We start from the raw sequence: 23,607 nt of genomic DNA, 5'->3' as shown, positions 1-23,607 counted from the left end.
CGGACGCGGGGCCTCGAGACGGTGGTCCTCGCCTCGGCGGCCGAGCATCTCGGCACCGGCCACCATCGAGGGCTCCCAGTCGAAGACCACGGAGTTCTCGTCCGAGCCGATGGACACGCCGTCGCCGGCGCGGGCGCCGGCCTTCATCAGTGCGTCCTCGACGCCGAGGCGGTTGAGGCGGTCGGCCAGGTAGCCCACGGCCTCGTCGTTGTTGAAGTCGGTCTGGCGGACCCAGCGCTCCGGCTTCTCGCCGCGCACGCGGTAGACGTCCTCGTTCTCGTCGTAGGTGACGGTGAAGCCGGCGTCGTCGACCGCCTTCGGGCGGATGACGATGCGGGTCGCCTCCTCCTTGGGCTTCGCGGCGCGCGCCTGGGCGATGATGTCGGCGAGCGCGAAGGACAGTTCCTTCAGGCCCGTGCGGGCGACCGCGGAGACCTCGAAGACGCGGTAGCCGCGCTCCTCCAGGTCCGGGCGGATCATGTCCGCGAGGTCCTGGCCGTCCGGGATGTCGATCTTGTTGAGGACGACGATGCGCGGGCGGTCGTCGAGACCGCCGTACTGCTTCAGCTCCTCCTCGATGACGTCCAGGTCGGTGACCGGGTCGCGGTCGGACTCCAGCGTCGCCGTGTCGAGGACGTGGACCAGGACCGAGCAGCGCTCGACGTGGCGCAGGAACTCCAGGCCCAGGCCGCGGCCCTGGCTGGCGCCGGGGATGAGACCGGGGACGTCGGCGATGGTGTAGACGGTCGAACCGGCCGTGACCACGCCCAGGTTCGGGACGAGCGTCGTGAAGGGGTAGTCCGCGATCTTCGGCTTGGCCGCCGAGAGGACGGAGATCAGCGAGGACTTGCCGGCGCTCGGGTAACCGACGAGCGCCACGTCCGCGACGGTCTTGAGCTCCAGGACGATGTCCTGGAGGTCGCCGGGCTCGCCGAGCAGCGCGAAGCCGGGGGCCTTGCGCCGGGCGGAGGACAGCGCGGCGTTGCCGAGGCCGCCGCGGCCGCCCTGGGCGGCGATGTACGTCGTGCCGTGGCCGACGAGGTCGGCGAGGACGTTGCCCTGCTTGTCCAGGATGACGGTGCCGTCGGGCACGGTCAGGACCAGGTCCTGGCCGTCCTTGCCCGCCCGGTTGCCGCCCTCTCCGGGCTTGCCGTTGGTGGCCTTGCGGTGCGGCGAGTGGTGGTACTCGAGGAGTGTGGTGACGGACTGGTCGACGACCAGGATGACGTCACCGCCCCGGCCGCCGTTGCCGCCGTCGGGGCCGCCCAGCGGCTTGAACTTCTCCCGATGGACGGAGGCGCAGCCGTGGCCTCCGTTACCCGCGGCGACGTGCAGCTCGACGCGGTCCACGAAGGTGGTCATGGTTCTGTGCCTCCAGCAAGTGAGCTTGGTACGGAATGTCTATCTAGTAACACGCGAAAGGCGGACCCTCTTCCCTGCCGGGAAGTGAGGTCCGCCTCCGCCAAGCTGTTCCGATCAGGCGGCCGGAACGATGTTCACGACCTTGCGGCCACGGAAGGTGCCGAACTGCACCGAACCGGCCTGCAGGGCGAACAGCGTGTCGTCGCCACCGCGACCGACACCCGAGCCCGGGTGGAAGTGGGTGCCGCGCTGGCGGACCAGGATCTCACCCGCGTTGACGACCTGACCGCCGAAGCGCTTCACGCCGAGCCGCTGGGCGTTGGAATCGCGACCGTTCCGGGTGGACGATGCGCCCTTCTTGTGTGCCATTGCTCAGTCCCTCTTTACTTCGCGGCCGTCGGGATGGACGTGACCTTGATCGCCGTGTACTGCTGACGGTGACCCTGGCGACGGCGGTAGCCGGTCTTGTTCTTGTAGCGCAGGATGTCGATCTTGGCGCCCTTGGTGTGGTCCACGACCTCGGCCAGGACCTTGATGCCCGCCAGGACCCACGGGTCGCTGGTCACGGCGTCGCCGTCGACGACGAGCAGGGTCGAGAGCTCGACCGTGTCGCCAGCCTTGGCGGTGGAAATCTTGTCAACCTCAACGATGTCGCCGACAGCAACCTTGTGCTGGCGACCACCGCTGCGCACGATGGCGTACACGCGGATCTCTCTCTCACTCGGTAATGGGGACCTCTGACGCCAGCCGCACACGCGCGGGCCCTGGGGCCTGCGGCGATCCGGATCGGACGAGCGGCCTCTCCCGGCGGACCGGGAGGGAGGTGCTCAGAGGCGCGGCATGTCAGTCGACACGCCGACGGTCTAGGTTACGGGCGGCGCCCGCAGGGGGTCAAATCTCGGACGTCTCGGCGACGAAGCCCTTGAGCCAGGCGCGGAAGTCCGGACCGAGGTCCTCACGCTCGCAGGCGAGGCGCACGATGGCCCGCAGGTAGTCGCCGCGGTCGCCGGTGTCGTAACGGCGTCCCTTGAAGACGACACCGTGCACGGGGCCGCCCAGCTGCTCGTCCGCCGCCATCTTCTGCAGGGCGTCGGTGAGCTGGATCTCACCGCCGCGGCCCGGCTCGGTCCCGTTCAGGACGCCGAAGACGGCCGGGTCGAGGACGTAGCGGCCGATGATCGCGTAGTTGCTGGGCGCCTCGGACGGCTCCGGCTTCTCGACCAGGCCGGTGATCCGCACGACGTCGGCGTCGTCGGCCGGCTCGACGGCCGCGCAGCCGTACAGGTGGATCTGCGCGGGGTCGACCTCCATCAGCGCGACGACGCTGCCGCCGTGCTCGCCGAGGACCTCCAGCATGCGGGCGAGCAGCGGGTCGCGCGGGTCGATCAGGTCGTCGCCGAGCAGCACCGCGAAGGGCTCGTCGCCGACGTGCGGCTGTGCGCACAGCACGGCGTGGCCGAGGCCCCGCGGGTCGCCCTGGCGGACGTAGTGCATGGTGGCCAGCTCGCTGGACTCCTGGACCCGGGCGAGGCGCTCGTCGTCACCCTTACGGGTGAGCGCCTCCTCCAGCTCGTAGTTCCGGTCGAAGTGGTCCTCAAGCGGACGCTTGTTGCGGCCCGTGATCATCAGGACGTCCTCGAGCCCTGCCGAGACCGCCTCTTCCACGACGTACTGGATGGCCGGCTTGTCGACGACCGGCAGCATCTCCTTCGGCGTCGCCTTGGTGGCGGGCAGGAAGCGCGTGCCGAGACCGGCGGCGGGGATGACGGCCTTGCGTACGCGGGGAGCGGGGGTGTTGTTCATCGGGCTGGTTCCTGGTTCCGATCCGGGGTGAATGCCGTGTGGACCGTCCTCGGCGGGAGGACGGTCCACACGGTCGCGTCAGGGGACTAGGTCAGTCCTGCGCGGGAGCGGCGGTCTTCTTGACGGCCTTCTTCGCCGTCGTTGCCTTCTTCGCCGCGGTCTTCTTGGCGGCCACCGTCTTCTTGGCGACGGCCTTCTTCGCCGTCGTCGCCTTCTTGGCGGTCTTGCGGGCCGTCTTCTTGGCCGGGGCGGGGGCCTCGGCGGCCTCCTCCGCGGGCTCCGCCGGCGCGGCGGACTCCGCCGGCTCGGCCGGGGCGGCGGACGCCACCACGACCACGGCGGCCTCCTCGCCACCCGTCGGCGAACCGGCCGGGGCGGTGGCCTTGCGGACCACCCGGCGGCGCGCCTTCGGCGGGGCGGCCACGGGGGCCTCCTCGACGACCGGCTCGGCGGCCGGGGCCTCCGCGACGGCGGCCGGCTCGACCACCGTCTCGGCGACGGGCTCGGCGGCAGGCTCCGCGGTGGCGGTCACCGGGGCGGTGGCCTTGCGGGTGGCACGGCGGCGGGTACGCGGCGCGGGGGCGGCGTCCTCGGCCACCGGCGCCGGAGCCGCCTCCGCGGCCGGCTCGGCCACGGGCTCGGCGACCGGGGTCGGCTCGGCCTTCGGCTTCGGCTCCGGGACGACGACCTCGAAGGTCTCCGTCTCGGTGACGACCGGCGAGGCGGCGGGCGCCGACACCCGGCGGGTCGCCCGACGGCGGCCGCGGCCACCGCGCGTGGCGGCCGCCTCGGCCTCGGCGACGCTGCCGTACAGCTCCTCGTCGGCGCCGATCGGCTCGGGCAGGGCCACCGGGGCCGCGAGCTCCGCGGCGACCTCGGCAGCGGTCTCGACCTCGGCCGGGGCCTCCGCCTCGGCGCCGCTCTCGACGGCCTCGTGCTCGTGCTCGTGCTCGTGGACGTGCTCGGCGCCGCCGCGGCCGCGCTTCTTCGAGCGCTTGCCGCCGCCACCGCCACCGTGGGTGGCGGGCTGCTCCATGTGGACGATGACACCGCGGCCGTTGCAGTGGACGCAGGTCTCCGAGAAGGACTCCAGGAGGCCCTGTCCGACCCGCTTGCGGGTCATCTGGACCAGACCGAGCGAGGTGACCTCGGCCACCTGGTGCTTGGTCCGGTCGCGGCCCAGGCACTCCAGGAGACGGCGCAGCACCAGGTCGCGGTTGGACTCCAGGACCATGTCGATGAAGTCGATGACGACGATGCCGCCCAGGTCGCGCAGGCGCAGCTGGCGGACGATCTCCTCGGCCGCCTCCAGGTTGTTCCTGGTGACGGTCTCCTCGAGGTTGCCGCCCTGACCGGTGAACTTGCCGGTGTTGACGTCGACGACGATCATCGCCTCGGTCTTGTCGATCACCAGCGAACCGCCGGACGGCAGCCAGACCTTGCGGTCCAGCGCCTTCATCAGCTGCTCGTCGATCCGGTACGTGGCGAAGACGTCGACCTCGCTGGTCCACCGCGTCAGGCGGTCGGCCAGGTCGGGCGCGACGTGCGAGACGTAGCCGTGGATGGTCTCCCACGCGTCGTCGCCGCTGACGATGACCTTGGAGAAGTCCTCGTTGAAGATGTCGCGGACGACCCGGACGGTCATGTCCGGCTCGCCGTAGAGAAGGGTCGGAGCGTTGCCGTTCTTCGCCTTCTTCTGGATCTCCTCCCACTGCGCCTGCAGACGCTCGACGTCACGGCGCAGCTCGTCCTCGCTCGCGCCCTCGGCGGCGGTGCGCACGATGACGCCCGCGTCCTCGGGGACGATCTTCTTGAGGATGGTCTTCAGACGCGCGCGCTCGGTGTCCGGGAGCTTGCGGCTGATGCCGGTCATGGAGCCCTCGGGCACGTACACGAGGTAGCGGCCCGGCAGGGAGACCTGGCTGGTCAGACGGGCGCCCTTGTGGCCGATCGGGTCCTTGGTGACCTGGACCAGGACCGACTGGCCGGACTTGAGGGCGGCCTCGATGCGGCGCGGACCGTGGCCCATGCCGAGCGCCTCGAAGTTGACCTCGCCGGCGTACAGGACGGCGTTGCGGCCCTTGCCGATGTCGACGAAGGCGGCCTCCATGGACGGCAGCACGTTCTGGACCTTGCCCAGGTAGACGTTGCCGACGTAGGAGGTGGCCTGCTCCTTGTTGACGTAGTGCTCGACGAGCACGTTGTCTTCCAGGACACCGATCTGGGTGCGCTCGCCGTTCTGGCGGACCACCATCACCCGCTCGACGGCCTCGCGGCGCGCGAGGAACTCGGCCTCGGTGATGATCGGGACGCGCCGGCGGCCCTGCTCGCGGCCCTCACGGCGGCGCTGCTTCTTGGCCTCCAGACGGGTCGAGCCCTTGATGGACTGCACCTCGTCGGACGGCTCGGCGCTCTTCTCCCGCGCGGGACGGGGCTCGCGGACCTTGACGACCGTACGAACGCCGTCCTCGTCGGTGCCCTCGGTCTCGGCGGCGTCACCGCTGCGGCGACGCCGGCGGCGACGGCGGCGGGAGCTGCTGGAGCCGCCGAAGTCCTCGGACTCCTCGGAGTCCTCCGGCTCCTCGCCCTCCTCGCCGTCCTCGGCGTGGGGCTCCTCGGCCTCGTCGGCCTCCTCGCCCTCGGACTCCGTGTCGGCGAGCTCACCACGACGCCGGCGACGGCCGCCACGGCGGCGACGCCGGGACGGACGCTCCTCGTACTCGTCGGTCTCGTCGGTCTCGCCCTCGGCCTCGGCCTCGGGGGTGGACTCGACCTCGGGCTCGTCGGCGACGGTGGCCGGGACGGGCTCGACGGCGACCGGCTCGCCACGGCGGCGACGGCGACGGCGCGTACCGGTCTCGGCGCGCTCGGCGGCCTCGGCCACCTCGGCTGCCTCGACGGTCTCCGCGGTCTCCTCCTCCGGCTCCTCCTCGACGACCTCTGCGGCGGCGATGGCCGCGGCGGTCTCCGGGGTCTGGAACATGGGCTCGGCGAAGACCGGGGCCTGGAAGACGGCGACGGCCGGGCGCGCGGCACGGCGGGCCCGCGGGGCCTCCTCGGCGGCGGCCGGCTCGGCGGTGAACTGCGGCGACGTGGCGCGGCGGCGGGTACGGCCGCGGGTGGCGGCCTGCTCGGCGGCGGCGACGTCGGCGGCGTGCGAGGCGATCTCCTCGACGGTGTCCGCGGGCAGCGACTCGCCGGAGGTCTCGGCCGCGATCTCGGCGGCGGCGTCCGCGGTCACGTCGGGCGCGCTGGTCTTACGGGTGGCACGGCGGCGGGCACGCGGGGCCGGGGCGGCCTCCTCGGCGGCCGGCGCGGCCGCGGGGGCCTCGGCGGCGGGGGCCTCGACGGCCTCCGGGGAGGTCACGGCGCGGGTGGCGCGGCGACGCGAGCGGGGTGCGGGCGTCGGCTCCTCGGCGGGCTCGGCGACCGGCGCGGGCTCGGCGACCGGGGCGGCCTCGGCAGCGGCCGGGGTCTCGGCCTCGGGGGCGGCGGTGGCGCGGGTCGCGCGGCGGCGGGTACGGCGGGCCGGGGCGGCCTCCTCGGCGGCGGGCGCGGCCTCGGCGACCGGAGCGGCCTCGGGGGTCTCCGCGGCCTCGGCGGCCGGGGTCTCGGCGGCGGGCGCGGTGGCCTTGCGGGTGGCGCGGCGACGCGGACGCGCAGGTGCCGGCTCCTCGGCGGGCGCGGCCTCGGCGGGTGCGGCCTGGGCGGCCGGAGCCGCGACGGCCTCCACGACCTCGGCGGTGTCGGCGGCGGCCCCGGCGGTCACCGGCGGACCGGCGGGCCGGGAGGCGGCACGACGACGACGGCGCGGCGGCAGCTTGTCACCGGGCGCGTTGTTCTCGTTGTCTTCGTTCTGTTCGAGCATGCGGGCGGTTCTCCCGTCACGCTCCCGGGCGCCGCGTCCGGTTCCGGTACGGCGGCACGACCGCGCGGGAAGCGCGGTGCCGCCGTCCGGGGCGCGGGCGCCACACGGGAGCTGTATGTCTGGCTCGCCGGTTCCGTACGCCCTGTGCGTACGGCCTGGCGAAAGTCTCCTGGTGGGTGCGCTGCCCGACCCAGGTGGCTCCCGAGTACCAGGGCGGCGCTACAACGACCGCTCCCTACGCGGTACCCGCACCCGGCGCCGTCGCTGAGGCGGTCGCGGCGGCCGTGGTTGGAGCGGCCTTGACTGCCTCGCGGTCGGGCGCGAGCGGGTCGGTCACCGTGCCGGACTCCTCGTCGAAGAGCCCCTGCGCCAGCCTGGTCACCGCTGCGGGGACCGGCGGCGCCAGGTCGGCCACAGCTCGGAGACCGGACAGGACGTCGTCGGGTCGTACGGCAGGCGTTACGTGCCGAACAACCAGCCGCAGTATCGCACAGGCGCTGTCGAGCGGCCTATCACCCTGGGGATCGCCCTGGGCGGGGGCCGCGGTCAGCTCCACGACGGCACCGCGGGTGTCGAAGGTACGCAGACCGTTCTTGGTCTTGCGCTGTACTTCCACGGTATCGGCCGCCAGAAACGCCTCGACGGCCTTCTGTGCCTCCTCGGTGTCCACACCGTCGAGCCGCAGCTCCCACACGGAGGCGGTGAGCCGGTCGGCGAGGCCCGGGGTCCGGGCCTCGACGGCGTCGACGATGTCGAGGCCGCTCGGCATGGACTCGTCGAGCAGGCCCCGCAGGGTCTCGGGATCGCGGGTCGCGGTGAGGGCGATCTCCAGGTATTCGGCCTCGGAGCCCGTACCCGTCGGCGCGGCGTTGGCGTACGACACCTTGGGGTGCGGGGTGAACCCGGCCGAGTACGCCATGGGCACCTCGGCACGGCGCAGCGCACGCTCGAAAGCGCGCTGGAAGTCACGGTGGCTGGTGAACCGGAGGCGGCCGCGCTTGGTGTAGCGCAGTCGGATGCGCTGCACCGCCGGTGCGGGCGGCGGGCCTTCGGGCTGTCGCTTGCCCAGTGGTTCTTCTCCTCGGTGCGGAGCGGGCGCGGGAGGCGCACCGCCCTCGAAATGCGGTGGTGTCCCGGGGGTCCCGCCCGGCTCACCCCCGCTGCTGCGGGGAGATCTCGGGGGCGGGCGCCGCGCCGGGGACGTTCGTTGTACTACCCAGAGTACGCGCCTGGGCCACATGTGGTTCCCCGGGCCGTCCGCCGAGCAGGGACCGCCACGCGTCCCGGCGGGCCCGGGCGACGGTGTCGCGGGCGGAGGCGAGCACCGCCCGCGCCGTCCTGCGGGCCTCGGCCGCGGCCTGGCGGGCCGGCGCCCAGACGGCGTCGCGCACCCAGTGCCCGGCCGGAACGCACACCTCGCGGTAGACCCAGGCGGCGGGGCGCGTGACCAGATGGCGCGCCAGCCACGTGAAGGGGCGCGCGACGAGATGGCGCGCCGCCCAGACCAGGGGCCGTGCGACCAGATGGCGCGCGAGCCACGCGAGGCCGCGTCCGACGGCCACGGAGACGAAGCCGGCGGTCCGCCAGCAGATCGCGAGGGCGTCGCGAAGCTCACGTCCCAGGGGGGTGAGGATCCGCTGCCACAGCCAGACCGCGGGCCGGACGATCCCGTACGTGACGAGCGGCACCAGCACGTACCGCCAGGGCCACACGAAGAGCACCCGGCCGAGTCCCGTCACACCGGCCGCGATCCCCCGCCCCAGCCGCGTGAGGACCCAGGCCGACGCGCGCCCCGAACGGGTGAGCAGCCACCCGGCGCCCCGGCCGAGCGGCGCCAGCACCCGGCCGTACAGCCACCGGGCGGGCCCGACCACGCCGTACCGCCACAGCCCGGCACCCAACGGCACGAGCACCCGCCCCCAGAGCAGGCCGGCCGGGACGACGATCCCGTACCGGACCACCGGCACGACCACGTGGCGCCAGAGGGTGACGAAGGGCCAGGCCACCCCCTTGCCGACCCACCCGGCGAGCACCGCGAGCCCCCGCCCGACCCGGGCGGCCACGCCCCTCACCCGTTCGAGCCCCCAGGCCAGCCCGCGCCACACCCCGCCGAAGACCCGGGCCAGCGCGCGCCACACCCCGCCGAACGCCCGGGCCAGGGCGCGCCCGAGGCCGCCCGCCATCCACCCGAGCCCACGCCGCACCCCACCGGACACCCACGCCAGCCCGCGCCACAAGCCGCCGAAGATCCAGCCCAGGGCGCGCCAAAGGCCGCCGAACACCCAGGCCAGGCCCCGCCACAGGCCACCGAACACCCAGGCCAGGCCCCGCCACAGGCCACCGAGGACCCACGCGACGCCGCGCCCCGCCCCCGTCGCCGCCCACGCGATGCCCCGGCCCGTCGGGGCCAGGACGCGGTGCCACAGCCAGTGGGCCGGGCGGCGTACCGTCCGGTCGAGGAGCCAGGTGAGGGCGCGGCCGACGGGGCGGAGCAGGGTGCGGTCGAGGAGGCGGCCGGTGGCCTTGAGGGCGTCCCAGGTCATGCGGACCGGGAGGATCAGGACCAGCACGACGATGCGCACGGGGATGCGGATCAGCGGGTGCGGGGCCGGCGGCAACGGGGCCGGGGTTTCCGTGCTCATGACCACAGGGACGCGGACGGCCCGGCGGAGGGTTCTCCCTCCGCCGGGCCGTCGCCAGAGCGTTACGCGGCTACTTCACGACCGTGAGCGGCAGCAGCTTCTTGCCCGTCGGGCCGATCTGGATGCTCGTGTCCATCTGCGGACACACGCCGCAGTCGAAGCACGGCGTCCAGCGGCAGTCCTCGACCTCGGTCTCGTCGAGGGCGTCCTGCCAGTCCTCCCAGAGCCAGTCCTTGTCGAGACCGGAGTCCAGGTGGTCCCAGGGCAGGACCTCCTCGTAGGTGCGCTCGCGGGTCGTGTACCAGGCCACGTCCACGCCGAAGTCGGGGAGCGTCTTCTCCGCGCACGCCATCCAGCGGTCGTAGGAGAAGTGCTCGCGCCAGCCGTCGAAGCGGCCGCCGTCCTCGTACACGGCGCGGATGACCGCGCCGATGCGGCGGTCACCGCGGGAGAGCAGGCCCTCGACGATGCCGGGCTTGCCGTCGTGGTAGCGGAAGCCGATCGAGCGGCCGTACTTCTTGTCGCCGCGGATCTTGTCGCGGAGCTTGGCCAGGCGCTCGTCGGTCTCCTCGGCGGAGAGCTGCGGGGCCCACTGGAAGGGGGTGTGGGGCTTCGGGACGAAGCCGCCGATGGAGACGGTGCAGCGGATGTCGTTCTGGCCGGAGACCTTGCGGCCCTCGGCGATCACGTTCATCGCCATGTCGGCGATCTGCAGGACGTCCTCGTCCGTCTCGGTGGGCAGGCCGCACATGAAGTACAGCTTCACCTGACGCCAGCCGTTGCCGTACGCGGTGGAGACGGTCCGGATCAGGTCCTCCTCCGAGACCATCTTGTTGATGACCTTGCGCATGCGCTCGGAGCCGCCCTCGGGGGCGAAGGTGAGGCCGGAGCGGCGTCCGTTGCGGGTGAGCTCGTTGGCCAGGTCGACGTTGAACGCGTCCACGCGGGTCGACGGGAGGGACAGGCCGATCTTGTCCTCGGTGTACCGGTCGGCCAGGCCCTTGGCGATGTCGCCGATCTCGGAGTGGTCCGCGGAGGACAGCGAGAGGAGGCCGACCTCCTCGAAGCCGGTCGCCTTGAGACCGCGGTCCACCATCTCGCCGATGCCGGTGATGCTTCGCTCCCGCACGGGGCGCGTGATCATGCCGGCCTGGCAGAAGCGGCAGCCGCGGGTGCAGCCGCGGAAGATCTCGACGGACATGCGCTCGTGGACGGTCTCCGCGAGCGGGACGAGCGGCTGCTTGGGGTAGGGCCACTCGTCGAGGTCCATGACGGTGTGCTTGGAGACGCGCCACGGCACACCGGACTTGTTGGGGACGACCCGGCCGATGCGCCCGTCCGGCAGGTACTCGACGTCGTAGAACGCCGGGATGTAGACCGAACCGGTCCTGGCGAGACGGAAGAGGACCTCCTCGCGGCCGCCGGGCCTGCCCTCCGCCTTCCACTGCCGGATGATCTCGGTCATGTCGAGCACGGCCTGCTCGCCGTCGCCGATGATCGCCGCGTCGATGAAGTCCGCGATCGGCTCGGGGTTGAAGGCGGCGTGGCCGCCGGCGAGCACGATCGGGTGGTCGACGGTCCGGTCCTTCGACTCCAGCGGGATGCCGGCGAGGTCGAGGGCGGTGAGCATGTTGGTGTAGCCGAGCTCCGTGGAGAAGCTCAGGCCGAAGACGTCGAACGCGCCGACGGGGCGGTGGCTGTCCACGGTGAACTGCGGCACCTTGTGCTCGCGCATCAGCTCTTCGAGGTCCGGCCACACGCTGTAGGTGCGCTCGGCGAGGACGCCCTCGCGCTCGTTCAGTACCTCGTAGAGGATCATGACGCCCTGGTTGGGCAGGCCGACCTCGTACGCGTCCGGGTACATCAGAGCCCAGCGGACGTCGGCGGACTCCCACGGCTTGACCGTGGAGTTCAGCTCTCCACCGACGTACTGAATCGGCTTCTGCACGTGCGGGAGCAGAGCTTCGAGCTGCGGGAAGACAGACTCGGCAGCAGACATCTCGAACCTTCGTGAGCTGGCAGGGGGGCGACTCTCAAGCGTACCCCGGTGCTCAGCGGCTCAGTGCCGCCCGGATTCCGGGGGCCGCGGCCCGCTTCCAGACGGCGGGGAGCTCGCGCTCGCCCTCCAGGGCCGCGGCTTCCTCGCGTCCGTAGAGAAGGCCCCAGGTGAAGGCGGTCTCGCCGGCCGCGTGGGCCTGGACGGCGATCTCGCGCAGCGCGGTGCGGGCGACGACGCTGTCCTGGTGCTCGCCGAGGAGTGACTGGACGGCCTTGACGCGCTTGGCGAACCGTTTCGCGGGCTTGCCGAGGGTGGGGCGGGCGGCGTCGGCGCCGTAACGGGTGCGCTTGGCGGCCTTGCGGGCGGCGTGCAGGGCGAGATCGCGTTCCTGCCCCGGGTCGAGCTCTAGGGCGTGCTCGACCCGGCGGGCGAGCCGGTCGAAGTCCTTGCGGACGGCGCGCGCGAGGACCTCGGAGGCGTCCTGTGCGGCCGCTTTGCGCAGGGGCGGGTCGGAGAGGAGCGCGTCGAGGGTGTCGAGGAGTGCGAGGTGGCGCGCGGAGTCCAGGGCGGCGAGCGCCGTGTGCCGGGCGTCTGCGGCGCGCCGGGCGCCGCGGGCGCGGAGCCGGGCCCGGACGGGGCCGAGGAGAAGGGTGTTCGGCAGGGCGTCGAGCCGGGCGTCCAGGCGGGCCGTGAGCACCTCCTCGTCGCGGGCGGCGCCGAGTTCGCCGGCGAGCCACTTGAGCTCCTCGCCGACCGGGTCGGTGACGCCGCGGTCGAGCACCTTCCGGTAGGTCTTGAAGGCGCTGCGCATCCTGCGGCAGGCGACCCGCATCTGGTGGACCGCGTCGGGCAGGTCGCGCCGGACGGCGGGGTCGAGCGCGACGATGGCGTCGGCCTGCTCGCGTACGTAGGCGAGGACGGCGTGTCCGGCGGTGCCGGGGGTTCCGGGCCCGTCCTCGCGCGCTGGCGGGGCCGTGCCGGTCTCCTCCAGTGCCCTGGCGAGTTTCGACGGCGCCGCGGACGGGCGGATGCCCGCCTTCTTGAGGCGTTTCTCGACGGCGTCGAGGAGAGCCTCGTCGCCGTCGTCGGCGAGTTCGACCTCGATCTCGGTCCAGGCGGCTTGGCCCGTTCCGGTGAGGCGGTCGGCGCGGACGGTGTCGACGGACAGTTCGGCGAGCGGACGGCCGTCGTCGTCCAGCAGGTGGCGGACGTCGCGGGAGGAGCGGAGACGGACGACCGGGACGACGGCGGCGTGCCGGACGCGGGAGCGCAGAAGCCCCGCCAGGAAGGCCGGGAGGGTCTCCGAGAGCGGGGCTCTGATCTCGTCGCGGATGCCGGCGGCGACGGGGAGCTTGAGGTGCCAGCCGGCGTCCGCGCCGCCGGTGCGGCGACGGAGGGTGAGGCCGTCGGCGGCGAGCCGCAGGTCCCGGGTGTCGTAGTAGACGGCGTCCAGTTCGGTGACGCCCTCGTCCCGGACGGCGGCCACGCTCCCGGTCCCGACGAGGTCCGGGAGCGCCGTCTTCTCGGTGGCCTCGTACTTACGCTCGATCTCGCGTTTCGTCTCCGCCATGCAATGAATCTAGACGCGAACGGGAGGGAGCGGCAGGGGGAACTAGGCCGTTATCGGTCGCTGCACCCGGATCGACTGCAGCAGGCCGATCGCGACCCACACCGCGAACATCGACGAGCCGCCGTACGAGACGAACGGGAGCGGCAGGCCGGCGACCGGCATGATGCCGAGCGTCATGCCGATGTTCTCGAAGGCCTGGAAGGCGAACCAGGCGATGATGCCGGCCGCGACGACCGTGCCGTAGAGCTCGGTGGTCTCGCGGGCGATGCGGCAGGCGCGCCAGAGGATGACGCCGAGCAGCAGCAGGATGAGGCCCGCGCCGACGAAGCCGAGCTCCTCCCCCGCGACCGTGAAGACGAAGTCGGTCTGCTGCTCGGGGACGAACTGGCCGGTGGTCTGGGAGCCCTTGAAGAGTCCCGAGCCGAGCAGTCCGCCGGAGCCGATGGCGATGCGGGCCTGGTTGGTGTTGTAGCCGACGCCGGCCGGGTCGAGGTCGGGGTTGGCGAAGGCGGCGAAGCGGTTGATCTGGTACTCGTCGAGCATGCCGAGCGTGGTGACGAGGACGGCGCCGAGGACGCCCGCGCCGATGAGGCCGAGGACCCAGCGGTTGGAGGCGCCGGAGGCGAGCAGCACGCCGAGCACGATGACGGCCATGACCATGACCGAGCCGAGGTCGGGCATCAGCATGACGATGCCCATGGGGAGGGCGGCCAGGCCGAGGGCCTTGGCGACGGTGCGGTGGTCGGGGTGGATCTGGTCGCCCGCGTCGACCTTGGCGGCCAGCAGCATCGCCATGATCAGGATGATGGTGATCTTCACGAACTCGCTGGGCTGGAGCGAGAAGCCGCCGCCGATCACGATCCACGCGTGCGCGCCGTTGATGGTCGCGCCGAGCGGGGTGAGCACGGCGAGGATCAGCAGGATCGAGAGGCCGTAGAGGAAGGGCACGGCCCCGCGCAGGGTGCGGTGACCGAGCCAGATCGTGCCGATCATCAGGGCGAGCCCGATGCCGGTGTTGAGGACGTGCCGGAACAGGAAGTAGTACGGGTCGCCCTGGTTGAGCTCGGTGCGGCCGCGGGTGGCGGACCACACGAGGAGCGAGCCGAGGAGCGACAGGGCGAGCGCGGACAGCAGGATCGGCCAGTCGAGCCGGCGCAGCACCGAGTCGCGGGCGGTGAGCCTGGCGAAGGTGCCGCGCTCGGGCGCGTAGCGGGAGACGGAGAAACCGTGGGGAGCGGTCATCGGTTCAGAGCCTCCCTCGGGCGGCGGGCGGGCCCGCGAGTCGCGGGTCGTCGTCCGGTTTCGCCGGCTTGTCGGGGTCGGGCGGCGGGGTGCCGCCGGGCTGGGTGGTCGCGGGCTTCGTCGGGTCGTTGGGGTCGACCTTCTGCGCCTCGGGGTCGTAGGGCGTGATCCGGGGCGCGTCGATGGAGCCGTCGGCCTCGATCCTCGGCAGGGCCTTCTGCGGCTGCGGGAGCAGGGCCCGCTTCAGGTCCTGGTTGCCGGCGTCGTCGAGTCCGTACAGCGCGTCGTAGATGTTGCGCACGGCGGGGCCGGAGGCGCCGGAGCCGGTACCACCCTGGGCGATCGTCATGACGATCGCGTAGTCCTTGGTGTACGTGGCGAACCAGGAGGTCGTCTGCTTGCCGTAGACCTCCGCGGTACCCGTCTTGGCGTGCATCGGGATCTTGTCCTGCGGCCAGCCGCCGAAGCGCCAGGCGGCCGTACCACGGGTGGCGACTCCCGCGAGGGCTTCGTCTATCAAGTCGCGGGTCTCCGCGTTGAAGGGCAGCCTGCCGTGCGACTTGGGCTTGATCTCGCTGACGTTCTTGCCGTCGGCGCTGATGACGGCCTTGCCGACGGACGGGTTCCACAGGGTGCCGCCGTTGGAGATGGCGGCGTAGATGGTGGCCATCTGGATGGGGGTGACGAGGGTGTCGCCCTGGCCGATGGAGTAGTTGACCGAGTCACCGGCGCGCATCAGGTTGCCTTCGAGGCAGTTCTCGTACGACAGCTGCTGGACGTACGTGCCGCCCTTCTTGCCGTACTTGCACCACCAGTCCTTGTTGTCCTCCCAGAACTTCTGCTTCCACTGGCGGTCGGGGACGCGGCCGGTGACCTCGTTGGGGAGGTCGATTCCGGTCTCGGCGCCGAGGCCGAACTGATGGGCCGTCTTGTAGAACCAGTCGCCCGGGTTCTTCTTCGGCTTCATCCCGCCGTCCTTGATCCACTGCTGGTGGGCGAGGGCGTAGAAGACGGTGTCGCAGGAGACTTCGAGGGCGCGGCCGAGGCTGATGGGGCCGTGGTTCTGGGACTCGAAGTTCTTGAAGACCTGGCTGCCGATGGAGTACGAGCTGGTGCACGGGTAGCGCCCGTCGAAGTCGTAGCCCGCGTTGACGGCGGCGGCGGTCGAGATGACCTTGAAGATGGAGCCGGGGGCGGCCTGGCCCTGGATGGCCCGGTTCAGCAGGGGGAAGTTGGAGTCCTTGCCGGTGAGGGCCGCGTAGTCCTTGGCGGAGATGCCGCCGACCCAGGCGTTGGGGTCGTAGTCGGGCTGCGAGGCCATGGCGACGATCCGGCCGGTCTTGGCCTCCATGACGACGACGGCGCCGGCGTCGGCCTTGTAGTTCTCGTTGGTGTTCTTGTCGAAGGTCTTGCGGGCCTCGACCATCGCGTTGTGCAGCTCCCATTCGGCGACCGCCTGGACGCGGGCGTCGATGGAGGTGACGACGTTGGCGCCGGGCTCGGCGGGGTCGCTCTTGGCCTGGCCGATGACCCGGCCGAGGTTGTCGACCTCGTAGCGGGTGACGCCGGCCTTGCCGCGCAGCTGCTTGTCGTAGGTGCGCTCCAGGCCGGAGCGCCCGACCTGGTCGGAGCGCAGGTAGGGCGATTCGCTGTCCTTGGCCTTCTCGATCTCGCCGTCGGTGACGGGCGAGAGGTAGCCGAGGACCTGCGAGGTACGGGACTTGCCGGGGGCCGGGTAGCGGCGCACCGCGGCGGGCTCGGCGGTGATGCCGGGGAAGTCCTCGGCACGCTCGCGGATCTGCAGGGCCTGCTGGGTGGTGGCCTCGTCGGTGACGGGGATCGGCTGGTAGGGCGAGCCGTTCCAGCAGGGCTTGGGGGTCTTGGAGTCGCAGAGCCGGATCTTGTTGATGACGTCGAGCGGCTTCATGCCGAGGACGGCGGCGAGCCGCGTGAGGACGGCCTTGCCGTCGTCCTTCATCTTCATCAGCTCGGTGCGCGAGGCGGAGACCACGAGGCGGGTCTCGTTGTCGGCGAGCGGGACGCCGCGGGCGTCGAGGATGGAGCCGCGTACGGCGGGCTGGACGACCTGCTGGACGTGGTTGCTCTTCGCCTCGTCGGTGTACTCCTTGCCGTTGCGGATCTGGAGGTACCAGAGGCGTCCGCCGAGGGTGAAGAGCAGGGAGAAGACGAGGACCTGAATGACGACGAGCCGGATCTGGACCCGGGGGGTCCGCCCGGTCTCGGGGATGTTGCTCATGCTGCCGTTGCCCCCTCGGTCACAGTCGCTTGACTCCCTTGATGCGTCCGGCGCGTGAGGCGCGGGTCCGGGCGGCCTTGACGCGAAGGCCGCCGCGCTGGTTGCCGATTCTCAGGCCGGTCCCTGAGGAGAGCCAGCCGGAGGCGACGTCGGCTCCGTTGGCCCCGCCGGCCTCGGCGAGCGGGTCGTTGTCGGCGCGCCGGGCGAGCGCCATGATCAGCGGCACGGTGAACGGCGCGAGGAGCAGGTCGTAGAGGGCCGCGGTGAACAGCAGGAAGCCGAGGCCGACATGGCGGGCGGCGGTGTCGCCGACGAGGGCGCCGACGCCCGCGTAGAGCAGGGTGGAGCCGAGGGCGGCGACGACGACCACGGTCATGGGCCCGGTGGCGGACTTCAGCCGGCCGTTCTCGGGGCGGGCCAGGCCGCAGAGGTAGCCGACGACGCAGAGCACGAGGGCGTAGCGCCCGGCGGCGTGGTCGGCGGGCGGGGCGAGGTCGGCGAGGAGGCCGGCGGTGAAGCCGACGAGGGCGCCGGTGACGTGTCCGTACGCGAGGGCGAGGCCGACGACGGTGAGCAGGACGAGGTCGGGGACGGCGCCGGGGAGTTGGAGGCGGGCGAGGACGGAGACCTGGACGACCATCGCGACGACGACCAGGACGGCGGAGAGGAGGATGCGGTTGAACTTCACGGTGTCTCCCCCTGGTCCTGCGGCTGCTGGGTCTCCTCGGGCTTCTGCGCGGGCTGGTCGCCCGGCGGCAGGGCCTGGTTCGGCTTCTGTCCGTCGTTCCGGTCCTGCGTTCCGCCCGTGGGCGTGGGGGTGACCGTGACGGTGACGGTCGGGGCCGGCTTGGGCTTCTGCGGCAGGACCATGTCGCGCGGGTCCGTGCGCGGGGCCTGGACGACGACGCCGACGATGTCGAGCTTGGTGAAGCCGACGTACGGGCGGACGTAGATGTTGCGGGTCAGGCCGCCGCCCGAGGGGTCGACGCGGACGACCTCGCCGACGGGCACGCCGGGCACGAAGGGCTTGTCGGCCTGCGAGCCGAAGGTGACGAGCCGGTCGCCGGCCTTGACCTTGGCCTTGCCGTTGAGGAGCTGGACGAGCAGCGGGCGGTCACCCTGCCCGGTGGCGAAGCCGAGCTCGTCGGACTTCTCCATACGGGTGCCGACGGTGAAGTCGGGATCGTTGGCGAGCAGCACGGTGGACGTCGAGGGGCCCACGGTGGTGACGCGGCCGACGAGCCCGGAACCGTTGAGCACGGTCATGTCGCGGCGGATGCCGTCGCGGGCGCCGACGTCGATGGTGACGGTCCAGGAGAAGCCCTGGGCGGCTCCTATGGCGATGACCTCGGCGCCCTTGATGCCGTACTGGCCGGCGCCGGCGGTCTTCAGCATGGCGTCGAGCTCACGCAGCCGGTTGCGGTTGCGGTCGTCGCTGCCGAGCTTGGCCTTGAGGGCGGCGTTCTCCTGTTCCAGGGCCGCGATGCGGTTGTGCCGTTCCCCGGAGTCGCGAACCGCTCCTATGGCGTTGCCGATCGGGTCGACCGCCGAGGCGACGCCGTTCTCGACGGGACCGAAGGCCGCGGCGGCGGCCTGTCGGGCACCGTCGACCGGCGACTCCTGGCCTCCTCGGATGTCCACCGTGATCAGTGCGAACGCGATGGCGATCAGCAGCACCAGGAGCAGCCGGCTCTCTCGTGTGTCCCTCACGTGCGGCGGCCGTGCCCTTCCTCGAATCGACAGGGTGGTGACAGGCCCCCGGGCCGGGGCCCGGGGGGTTCGATGGAGTTGTCCGTACGGTGGTGCGGGTCAGCGGCGCGGCTGGGCGTCGAGGACCTGCTGCAGCGCCTCGAACTCCTCGACGCACTTGCCGGAGCCGAGGGCCACCGAGTCCAGCGGGTCCTCGGCGATGTGGATCGGCATGCCGGTCTCGCGACGGAGGCGCTCGTCGAGCCCGCGGAGCAGGGCGCCGCCACCCGTGAGAACGATGCCGCGGTCCATGACGTCACCGGAGAGCTCGGGCGGGCACTTGTCGAGCGTCGTCTTGACCGCGTCGACGATGGCGTTGACCGGCTCCTCGATGGCCTTGCGGACCTCGGCGGCGGAGATGACGACGGTCTTGGGCAGGCCGGAGACCAGGTCGCGGCCGCGGATCTCGGTGTGCTCGTCCTGGTCGAGGTCGTAGGCGGACCCGATGGTGATCTTGATCTGCTCGGCGGTGCGCTCACCGAGGAGGAGCGAGTACTCCTTCTTGATGTGCTGGATGATCGCGTTGTCGAGCTCGTCGCCGGCCACCCGGATGGACTGTGCCGTGACGATTCCGCCGAGGCTGATGACGGCCACCTCGGTGGTGCCGCCACCGATGTCCACGACCATGTTGCCGGTGGCCTCGTGCACCGGGAGGCCCGAGCCGATGGCCGCGGCCATGGGCTCCTCGATGATGTGCACCTGACGGGCGCCGGCCTGGGTGGAGGCCTCGATGACGGCGCGGCGCTCGACTCCGGTGATGCCGGAGGGCACGCAGACCACGACGCGCGGGCGGGCCAGGTAGCGGCGCTTGTGGATCTTGAGGATGAAGTAGCGGAGCATCCGCTCCGTGATCTCGAAGTCGGCGATCACGCCGTCCTTGAGCGGGCGGACGGCCACGATGTTGCCGGGCGTCCGGCCGATCATCTTCTTCGCCTCGGCACCGACCGCGAGAATGCCTCCGGTGTTGGTGTTGATGGCGACGACGGACGGCTCGTTCAGAACGATGCCTCGACCCCTGACGTACACCAGCGTGTTGGCGGTCCCGAGGTCGACAGCCATGTCACGGCCGATGAACGACATTGAGTTCCCCTTGTTTCCCATGAGGATGCGTCGGGCCTTCCCTATCGGAGCGTTGACGGCTTCTCAGGTCGGCGAGGTGGTGGCTGAAGGTGGTACGGCGTGGAGTTTTCCATCGTAGTGCCGCCCGCCCGGATACCGCGCGGCGGACCACCCCAGGCCACCTCTGTATAGGTGACGGAATGACGCGGCCATCCGTTCCCGGCATCGACGTTCATATGCCTGGGGGCGGCCGAATTCCTTCGGTCGCCCCCCGGTCATGGCGCTGATCGGCTGACGCCCGGTCAGCACAGGGGTCAGGAGAGACCCGGGAAGAAGATCTTCAGCTCACGGGTGGCGGACTCCTCGGAGTCCGAGGCGTGGATCAGGTTCTCGCGGACGATGGTGCCGAAGTCGCCGCGGATGGAGCCGGGGGCGGCGGCGATCGGGTCGGTCGGGCCGGCGAGCGTACGGAGGCCCTCGATGACCCGCTCGCCCTCGACGACGAGCGCGACGACCGGGCCGGAGGCCATGAAGCCCATCAGCGGCTCGTAGAAGGGCTTGCCCTTGTGCTCGCCGTAGTGCTGCTCCAGCGTCTCCTGGTCCAGCTCGCGCATCTCCAGGGCCGCGATGGTCCAGCCCGCCTTGCGCTCGATACGGCCGATGATCTCGCCGATCAGGCCACGGCGGACGGCGTCGGGCTTGAGCAGGACGAGCGTGCGCTGGCTCACGGTGGGAACTCCTTCAGACAACGGTGTGCGGGCCTCCGAACATACAGGGCCCGCACCGGCCCCGGTCACGCAGCGTCAGGCCCTGCGGGTTCCTGGCGTGCCGCCCAGTCGGCCTTGATGGTGTCGATCCGGCGCCCGTAGTGCACGGAGGCCCACCACAGGACGGCGAAGACCGCCCCGAGGAAGAACATGATCGGCACGACGAAGCCGCTGGCGACCAGCGCGGCCTGCAGCGCCCAGCCCAGCTGGACGCCGCCCGGACGGGTGATCATCCCGCACAGCAGCACCGACAGGACCATGGCGATCCCGCAGACCCACCACACCGTCGACATCGCCAGCGTGTCGTCCTTCATGGCGACCAGCCCGGCGAAGCCGATCACGAAGAACTCGCCGATCAGCGTCGAGGAACACAGCACGCGCATCGGCTCAGCCTCGCTTCAGGAGCAGTCGGGCGTCGCCGACCGTGAAGATCGAACCGGTCACGAGGACGCCCGCGCCCGCGTACTCGTCCTCTTCCTCCGCCAGCGTGATCGCCGCCTCGATGGCGTCGTCGAGCCGCGGCTCGACCACGACCCGGTCCTCGCCGAAGACCTCGACCGCGATCGCGGCGAGCGCGTCGACGTCGGTGGCCCGCGGGCTGGAGTTGGCCGTGATGACGACCTCCGCGAAGATCGGCTCGAAGGCCTCCAGGAAGCCGCGGGCGTCCTTGTCCGCGCTCGTGGACACCACGCCGATGAGCCGGGAGAAGCCGAAGGACTCCGTGATGCCGTCGGCCGTCGCGCGGGCGCCGTGCGGATTGTGCGCGGCGTCCAGGATCACCGTGGGCGAGGAGCGCACGACCTCCAGGCGGCCCGGCGAGGCGACCTGGGCGAAGGCCCGGCGGATCGTCTCGACGTCCAGGGTGCGGGCGTGCTCCGAGCCGATGCCGAAGAACGCCTCGACGGCGGCGAGCGCCACGGCCGCGTTGTGCGCCTGGTGCGCGCCGTACAGCGGCAGGAACACGTTGTCGTACTCGCCGCCCAGGCCGCGCAGGGTGAGGAGCTGGCCGCCGACGGCGACCTCACGGGAGACGACACCGAACTCCATGCCCTCGCGGGCCACGGTCGCGTCGACGTCGACGGCCTTCTTCAGGAGCACCTGGGCCGCGTCCACCGGCTGCTGGGCGAGGATCACCGTCGCACCCTGCTTGATGATCCCGGACTTCTCGCCGGCGATCGCGGCGGGCGTGTCGCCGAGCCGGTCGGTGTGGTCGAGGTCGATCGGGGTGACGACGGCGACCGCGGCGTCGATGACGTTGGTGGCGTCCCACGTACCGCCCATGCCGACCTCGACCACGGCCGCGTCGACCGGGGCGTCGGCGAAGGCCGCGTACGCCATTCCGGTGAGGACCTCGAAGAACGAGAGCCGGAACTCCTCGCGGGCGTCGACGAGCTCCACGTACGGCTTGATGTCCTGGTACGTCTCGACGAAGCGCTCGGGGTCGATCGGGGCGCCGTCCAGGCTGATCCGCTCGGTGATGGTCTGCACGTGCGGCGAGGTGTAGCGCCCGGTGCGCAGGTCGAAGGCGCCCAGCAGGATCTCGATCATGCGGGCCGTGGAGGTCTTGCCGTTCGTGCCCGTGATGTGGATCGACGGATACGCGCGCTGCGGCTCGCCGAGGACGTCCATCAGGGCCGCGATCCGGGTGACCGAGGGCTCCAGCTTGGTCTCGCCCCAGCGGGTGGACAGCTCGGTCTCGACCTCGCGCAGCGCCTTGTCGACCTCGGGGTCGGCGGGACGCGAGGGCACCGGGTCGCCCTGCGGCGGACCGGCCATGGCGCGCAGGGTGCGGCTGCCGGCCTCGATCACCGCCAGGTCCGGATCGCGTTCGGTCTCGGTGTCGACGATGTCGTCGAACAGGTCGCCCTGGTCGCTGTCGTCGAACTGGTCGCGCGGGTCGCTCGGCTCACTCACGCGTCCAGTCTACGGAGCGGTACCGACAGGACCACGGACCCACCCCTTTCGGCACCTTCGGTCCCCCGTCCACGAGAGCCGCGCGGCAAACTTGGCGATCATGGACATAGGCGTCGATCTCGGCACCGCCCACACCCTCCTCTACGCCCGCGGGCGGGGCATCGCCCTCGTCGGGCGCGGGCCGGCCGGACCGGGCCGGCCGGACCGGGCCGGCACCCCTAGCGGTCCGTCAGGCCTGCCGGGAGGGTCGCCGTGACCACGTACGCGCCCCGCTCGCGGCGGGCGTCGAGCGTGCCGCCCATGCTCGTGACCCGCTCCTCCATGGAGAACAGGCCGGTGCCGGTCGACACCGGCGCCCGGTCCGGCGGGCTCGGGGAGAGCGGATTGCGGACCTCGATGCGCAGCACGGGGCCCCCGACCGTGATCATCACGCTCACCGGCAGGCCGGGGGCGTGCTTGGCCGCGTTGGTCAGGCACTCCTGCACGACCCGGTGGACGGCCGCCTGCCGCAGGGGAGACAGCGCCTTCGCCTCCTCGGCCACGTGGACGTCCACGGGACTGCCCATCCGCTCGCTCTCCTCCGCCAGCGCGGCGAGCCCGTCGAGGCCCGGCGTGGCGCCGCCGTCGGCGCGCCGCACGAGGGTCTCGTTGAGCATGTGGTGGGCGCGCCGGGCCGTTTCGGCGAGCTCCTCGAAGTCCTTCCCGTACGCCTCTCCCCGGGCCCGTACGGCGAGCACCTCGGCCCGCACGGCGAGCACGGTCAGCTCGCGGCCCACCAGGTCGTGGACGTCCCGTCCGACCGAGATCCGCTCCTCCTGGACGGCCTGCCGGGCGGCGGACTCGCGGCGCTGGGCCTCCAGGGCGCGCACGAGGTCGTGGCGGTAGGCGGCGATGCCCACGCCGGCGGCGAGGACGCCGATGGGGACGACGAGGCTCAGGAAGTCACTGAGGGTCTCGCCGTGCCGGGCGGGCCAGCCGGGGGTGTTGAAGTAGGCGTAGGCGGCGCCCACGTACAGGAGGGTGGCCAGGACGGCGGTCCGCCGTCCCCGGAGGCGGCCCAGCGAGTACAGCGCGAACTGGATCATCGTCAGCTCGTGCAGCCAGCCCATCAGGGCGATCGCCACCACGAACGGCACCCACGGCGCCCGCCGCCGCAGCACCAGGGTGGCCGCGCCGGCCGCGAGGACCAGGGTGGCGGTGACCCCGGTGAGCGAGTTGTCCTCCCGGGCGAGCCCCGGCACGTCCAGGACCATGAGGCCGAAGGCGCTGAGCGCGGCCACGACGTCCAGCGCGCGGGGCGACGCCGCCCACCGGTCCACGCAGCGGCGCAGCGCGGACCGGCTGGGAAGGGGAAGCATGCCTTCCATCATCCCGG

The 23,607-nt window shown here is 72.1% G+C and carries 18 protein-coding genes; all 18 read right to left on the bottom strand.

Features of this window, described 5'->3' with window-relative positions; genetic code table 11:
* The coding region (gene obgE / locus ACIRQF_RS31870) for a GTPase ObgE (RefSeq protein ID WP_404097627.1) at positions 1-1,362 on the bottom strand (1,362 nt) is incomplete at its 3' end.
* Between the two features lie 114 nt (positions 1,363-1,476).
* Complete coding sequence (gene rpmA / locus ACIRQF_RS31865) at positions 1,477-1,731, bottom strand: 50S ribosomal protein L27 (RefSeq protein WP_376630414.1); 255 nt, start codon at positions 1,729-1,731, stop codon at positions 1,477-1,479.
* A 14-nt stretch (positions 1,732-1,745) separates the two neighbouring features.
* Complete coding sequence (rplU, locus tag ACIRQF_RS31860) at positions 1,746-2,066, bottom strand: 50S ribosomal protein L21 (RefSeq protein WP_365340082.1); 321 nt, start codon at positions 2,064-2,066, stop codon at positions 1,746-1,748.
* 187 nt (positions 2,067-2,253) lie between these two features.
* Positions 2,254-3,165, bottom strand: coding sequence for a UTP--glucose-1-phosphate uridylyltransferase GalU (gene galU / locus ACIRQF_RS31855; RefSeq protein WP_376630416.1), 912 nt, complete (start codon positions 3,163-3,165; stop codon positions 2,254-2,256).
* Between the two features lie 91 nt (positions 3,166-3,256).
* On the bottom strand, positions 3,257-7,033 hold the full coding sequence (locus ACIRQF_RS31850) for a ribonuclease E/G (protein WP_404097622.1): 3,777 nt from the start codon (positions 7,031-7,033) through the stop codon (positions 3,257-3,259).
* 235 nt (positions 7,034-7,268) lie between these two features.
* Positions 7,269-8,060, bottom strand: coding sequence for a TIGR03936 family radical SAM-associated protein (locus ACIRQF_RS31845; protein ID WP_376630420.1), 792 nt, complete (start codon positions 8,058-8,060; stop codon positions 7,269-7,271).
* Between the two features lie 124 nt (positions 8,061-8,184).
* The gene (locus ACIRQF_RS31840; RefSeq protein WP_404097619.1) at positions 8,185-9,675 is read right to left on the bottom strand and encodes a hypothetical protein; all 1,491 of its coding nucleotides are present in this window, start codon (positions 9,673-9,675) and stop codon (positions 8,185-8,187) included.
* 70 nt (positions 9,676-9,745) lie between these two features.
* The gene (locus ACIRQF_RS31835) at positions 9,746-11,674 is read right to left on the bottom strand and encodes a TIGR03960 family B12-binding radical SAM protein (protein WP_382484820.1); all 1,929 of its coding nucleotides are present in this window, start codon (positions 11,672-11,674) and stop codon (positions 9,746-9,748) included.
* A 52-nt stretch (positions 11,675-11,726) separates the two neighbouring features.
* Positions 11,727-13,244 (bottom strand): CHAD domain-containing protein, encoded by a 1,518-nt coding sequence (locus tag ACIRQF_RS31830; RefSeq protein ID WP_404097616.1) that lies wholly within the window; start codon positions 13,242-13,244, stop codon positions 11,727-11,729.
* Positions 13,245-13,286: 42 nt separating this feature from the next.
* Positions 13,287-14,486 (bottom strand): rod shape-determining protein RodA, encoded by a 1,200-nt coding sequence (gene rodA, locus ACIRQF_RS31825; RefSeq protein WP_389758732.1) that lies wholly within the window; start codon positions 14,484-14,486, stop codon positions 13,287-13,289.
* A 4-nt stretch (positions 14,487-14,490) separates the two neighbouring features.
* On the bottom strand, positions 14,491-16,743 hold the full coding sequence (mrdA, locus tag ACIRQF_RS31820) for a penicillin-binding protein 2 (protein ID WP_376630430.1): 2,253 nt from the start codon (positions 16,741-16,743) through the stop codon (positions 14,491-14,493).
* A 19-nt stretch (positions 16,744-16,762) separates the two neighbouring features.
* A complete protein-coding gene (gene mreD / locus ACIRQF_RS31815) occupies positions 16,763-17,431 on the bottom strand; it encodes a rod shape-determining protein MreD (protein WP_376630432.1) in 669 nt (222 codons plus the stop codon).
* Complete coding sequence (gene mreC / locus ACIRQF_RS31810) at positions 17,428-18,453, bottom strand: rod shape-determining protein MreC (protein ID WP_404097611.1); 1,026 nt, start codon at positions 18,451-18,453, stop codon at positions 17,428-17,430. Before mreC ends, mreD begins: the two co-directional genes overlap by 4 nt.
* Positions 18,454-18,552: 99 nt before the next feature.
* Positions 18,553-19,572, bottom strand: a complete 1,020-nt coding sequence (locus ACIRQF_RS31805) for a rod shape-determining protein (RefSeq protein ID WP_046905593.1) — start codon at positions 19,570-19,572, stop codon at positions 18,553-18,555.
* Between the two features lie 293 nt (positions 19,573-19,865).
* Positions 19,866-20,279, bottom strand: coding sequence for a nucleoside-diphosphate kinase (gene ndk / locus ACIRQF_RS31800; RefSeq protein ID WP_376630436.1), 414 nt, complete (start codon positions 20,277-20,279; stop codon positions 19,866-19,868).
* A gap of 65 nt (positions 20,280-20,344) precedes the next feature.
* On the bottom strand, positions 20,345-20,701 hold the full coding sequence (locus ACIRQF_RS31795; protein WP_376630438.1) for a DUF4233 domain-containing protein: 357 nt from the start codon (positions 20,699-20,701) through the stop codon (positions 20,345-20,347).
* 4 nt (positions 20,702-20,705) lie between these two features.
* Positions 20,706-22,232 carry a bifunctional folylpolyglutamate synthase/dihydrofolate synthase gene (locus ACIRQF_RS31790; protein WP_404097606.1) on the bottom strand — a complete coding sequence of 509 codons (1,527 nt, stop codon included), beginning with the start codon at positions 22,230-22,232 and terminating at the stop codon, positions 20,706-20,708.
* Between the two features lie 218 nt (positions 22,233-22,450).
* On the bottom strand, positions 22,451-23,590 hold the full coding sequence (locus ACIRQF_RS31785; RefSeq protein WP_404097603.1) for a sensor histidine kinase: 1,140 nt from the start codon (positions 23,588-23,590) through the stop codon (positions 22,451-22,453).
* Positions 23,591-23,607 lie beyond the last annotated feature (17 nt).

Source organism: Streptomyces sp. NPDC101191, assembly GCF_044767915.1.
GTDB lineage: Bacteria > Actinomycetota > Actinomycetes > Streptomycetales > Streptomycetaceae > Streptomyces.
The sequence above is the reverse complement of the archived record's forward strand: the minus strand, read 5'-3'. Positions and strand labels throughout refer to the sequence as shown.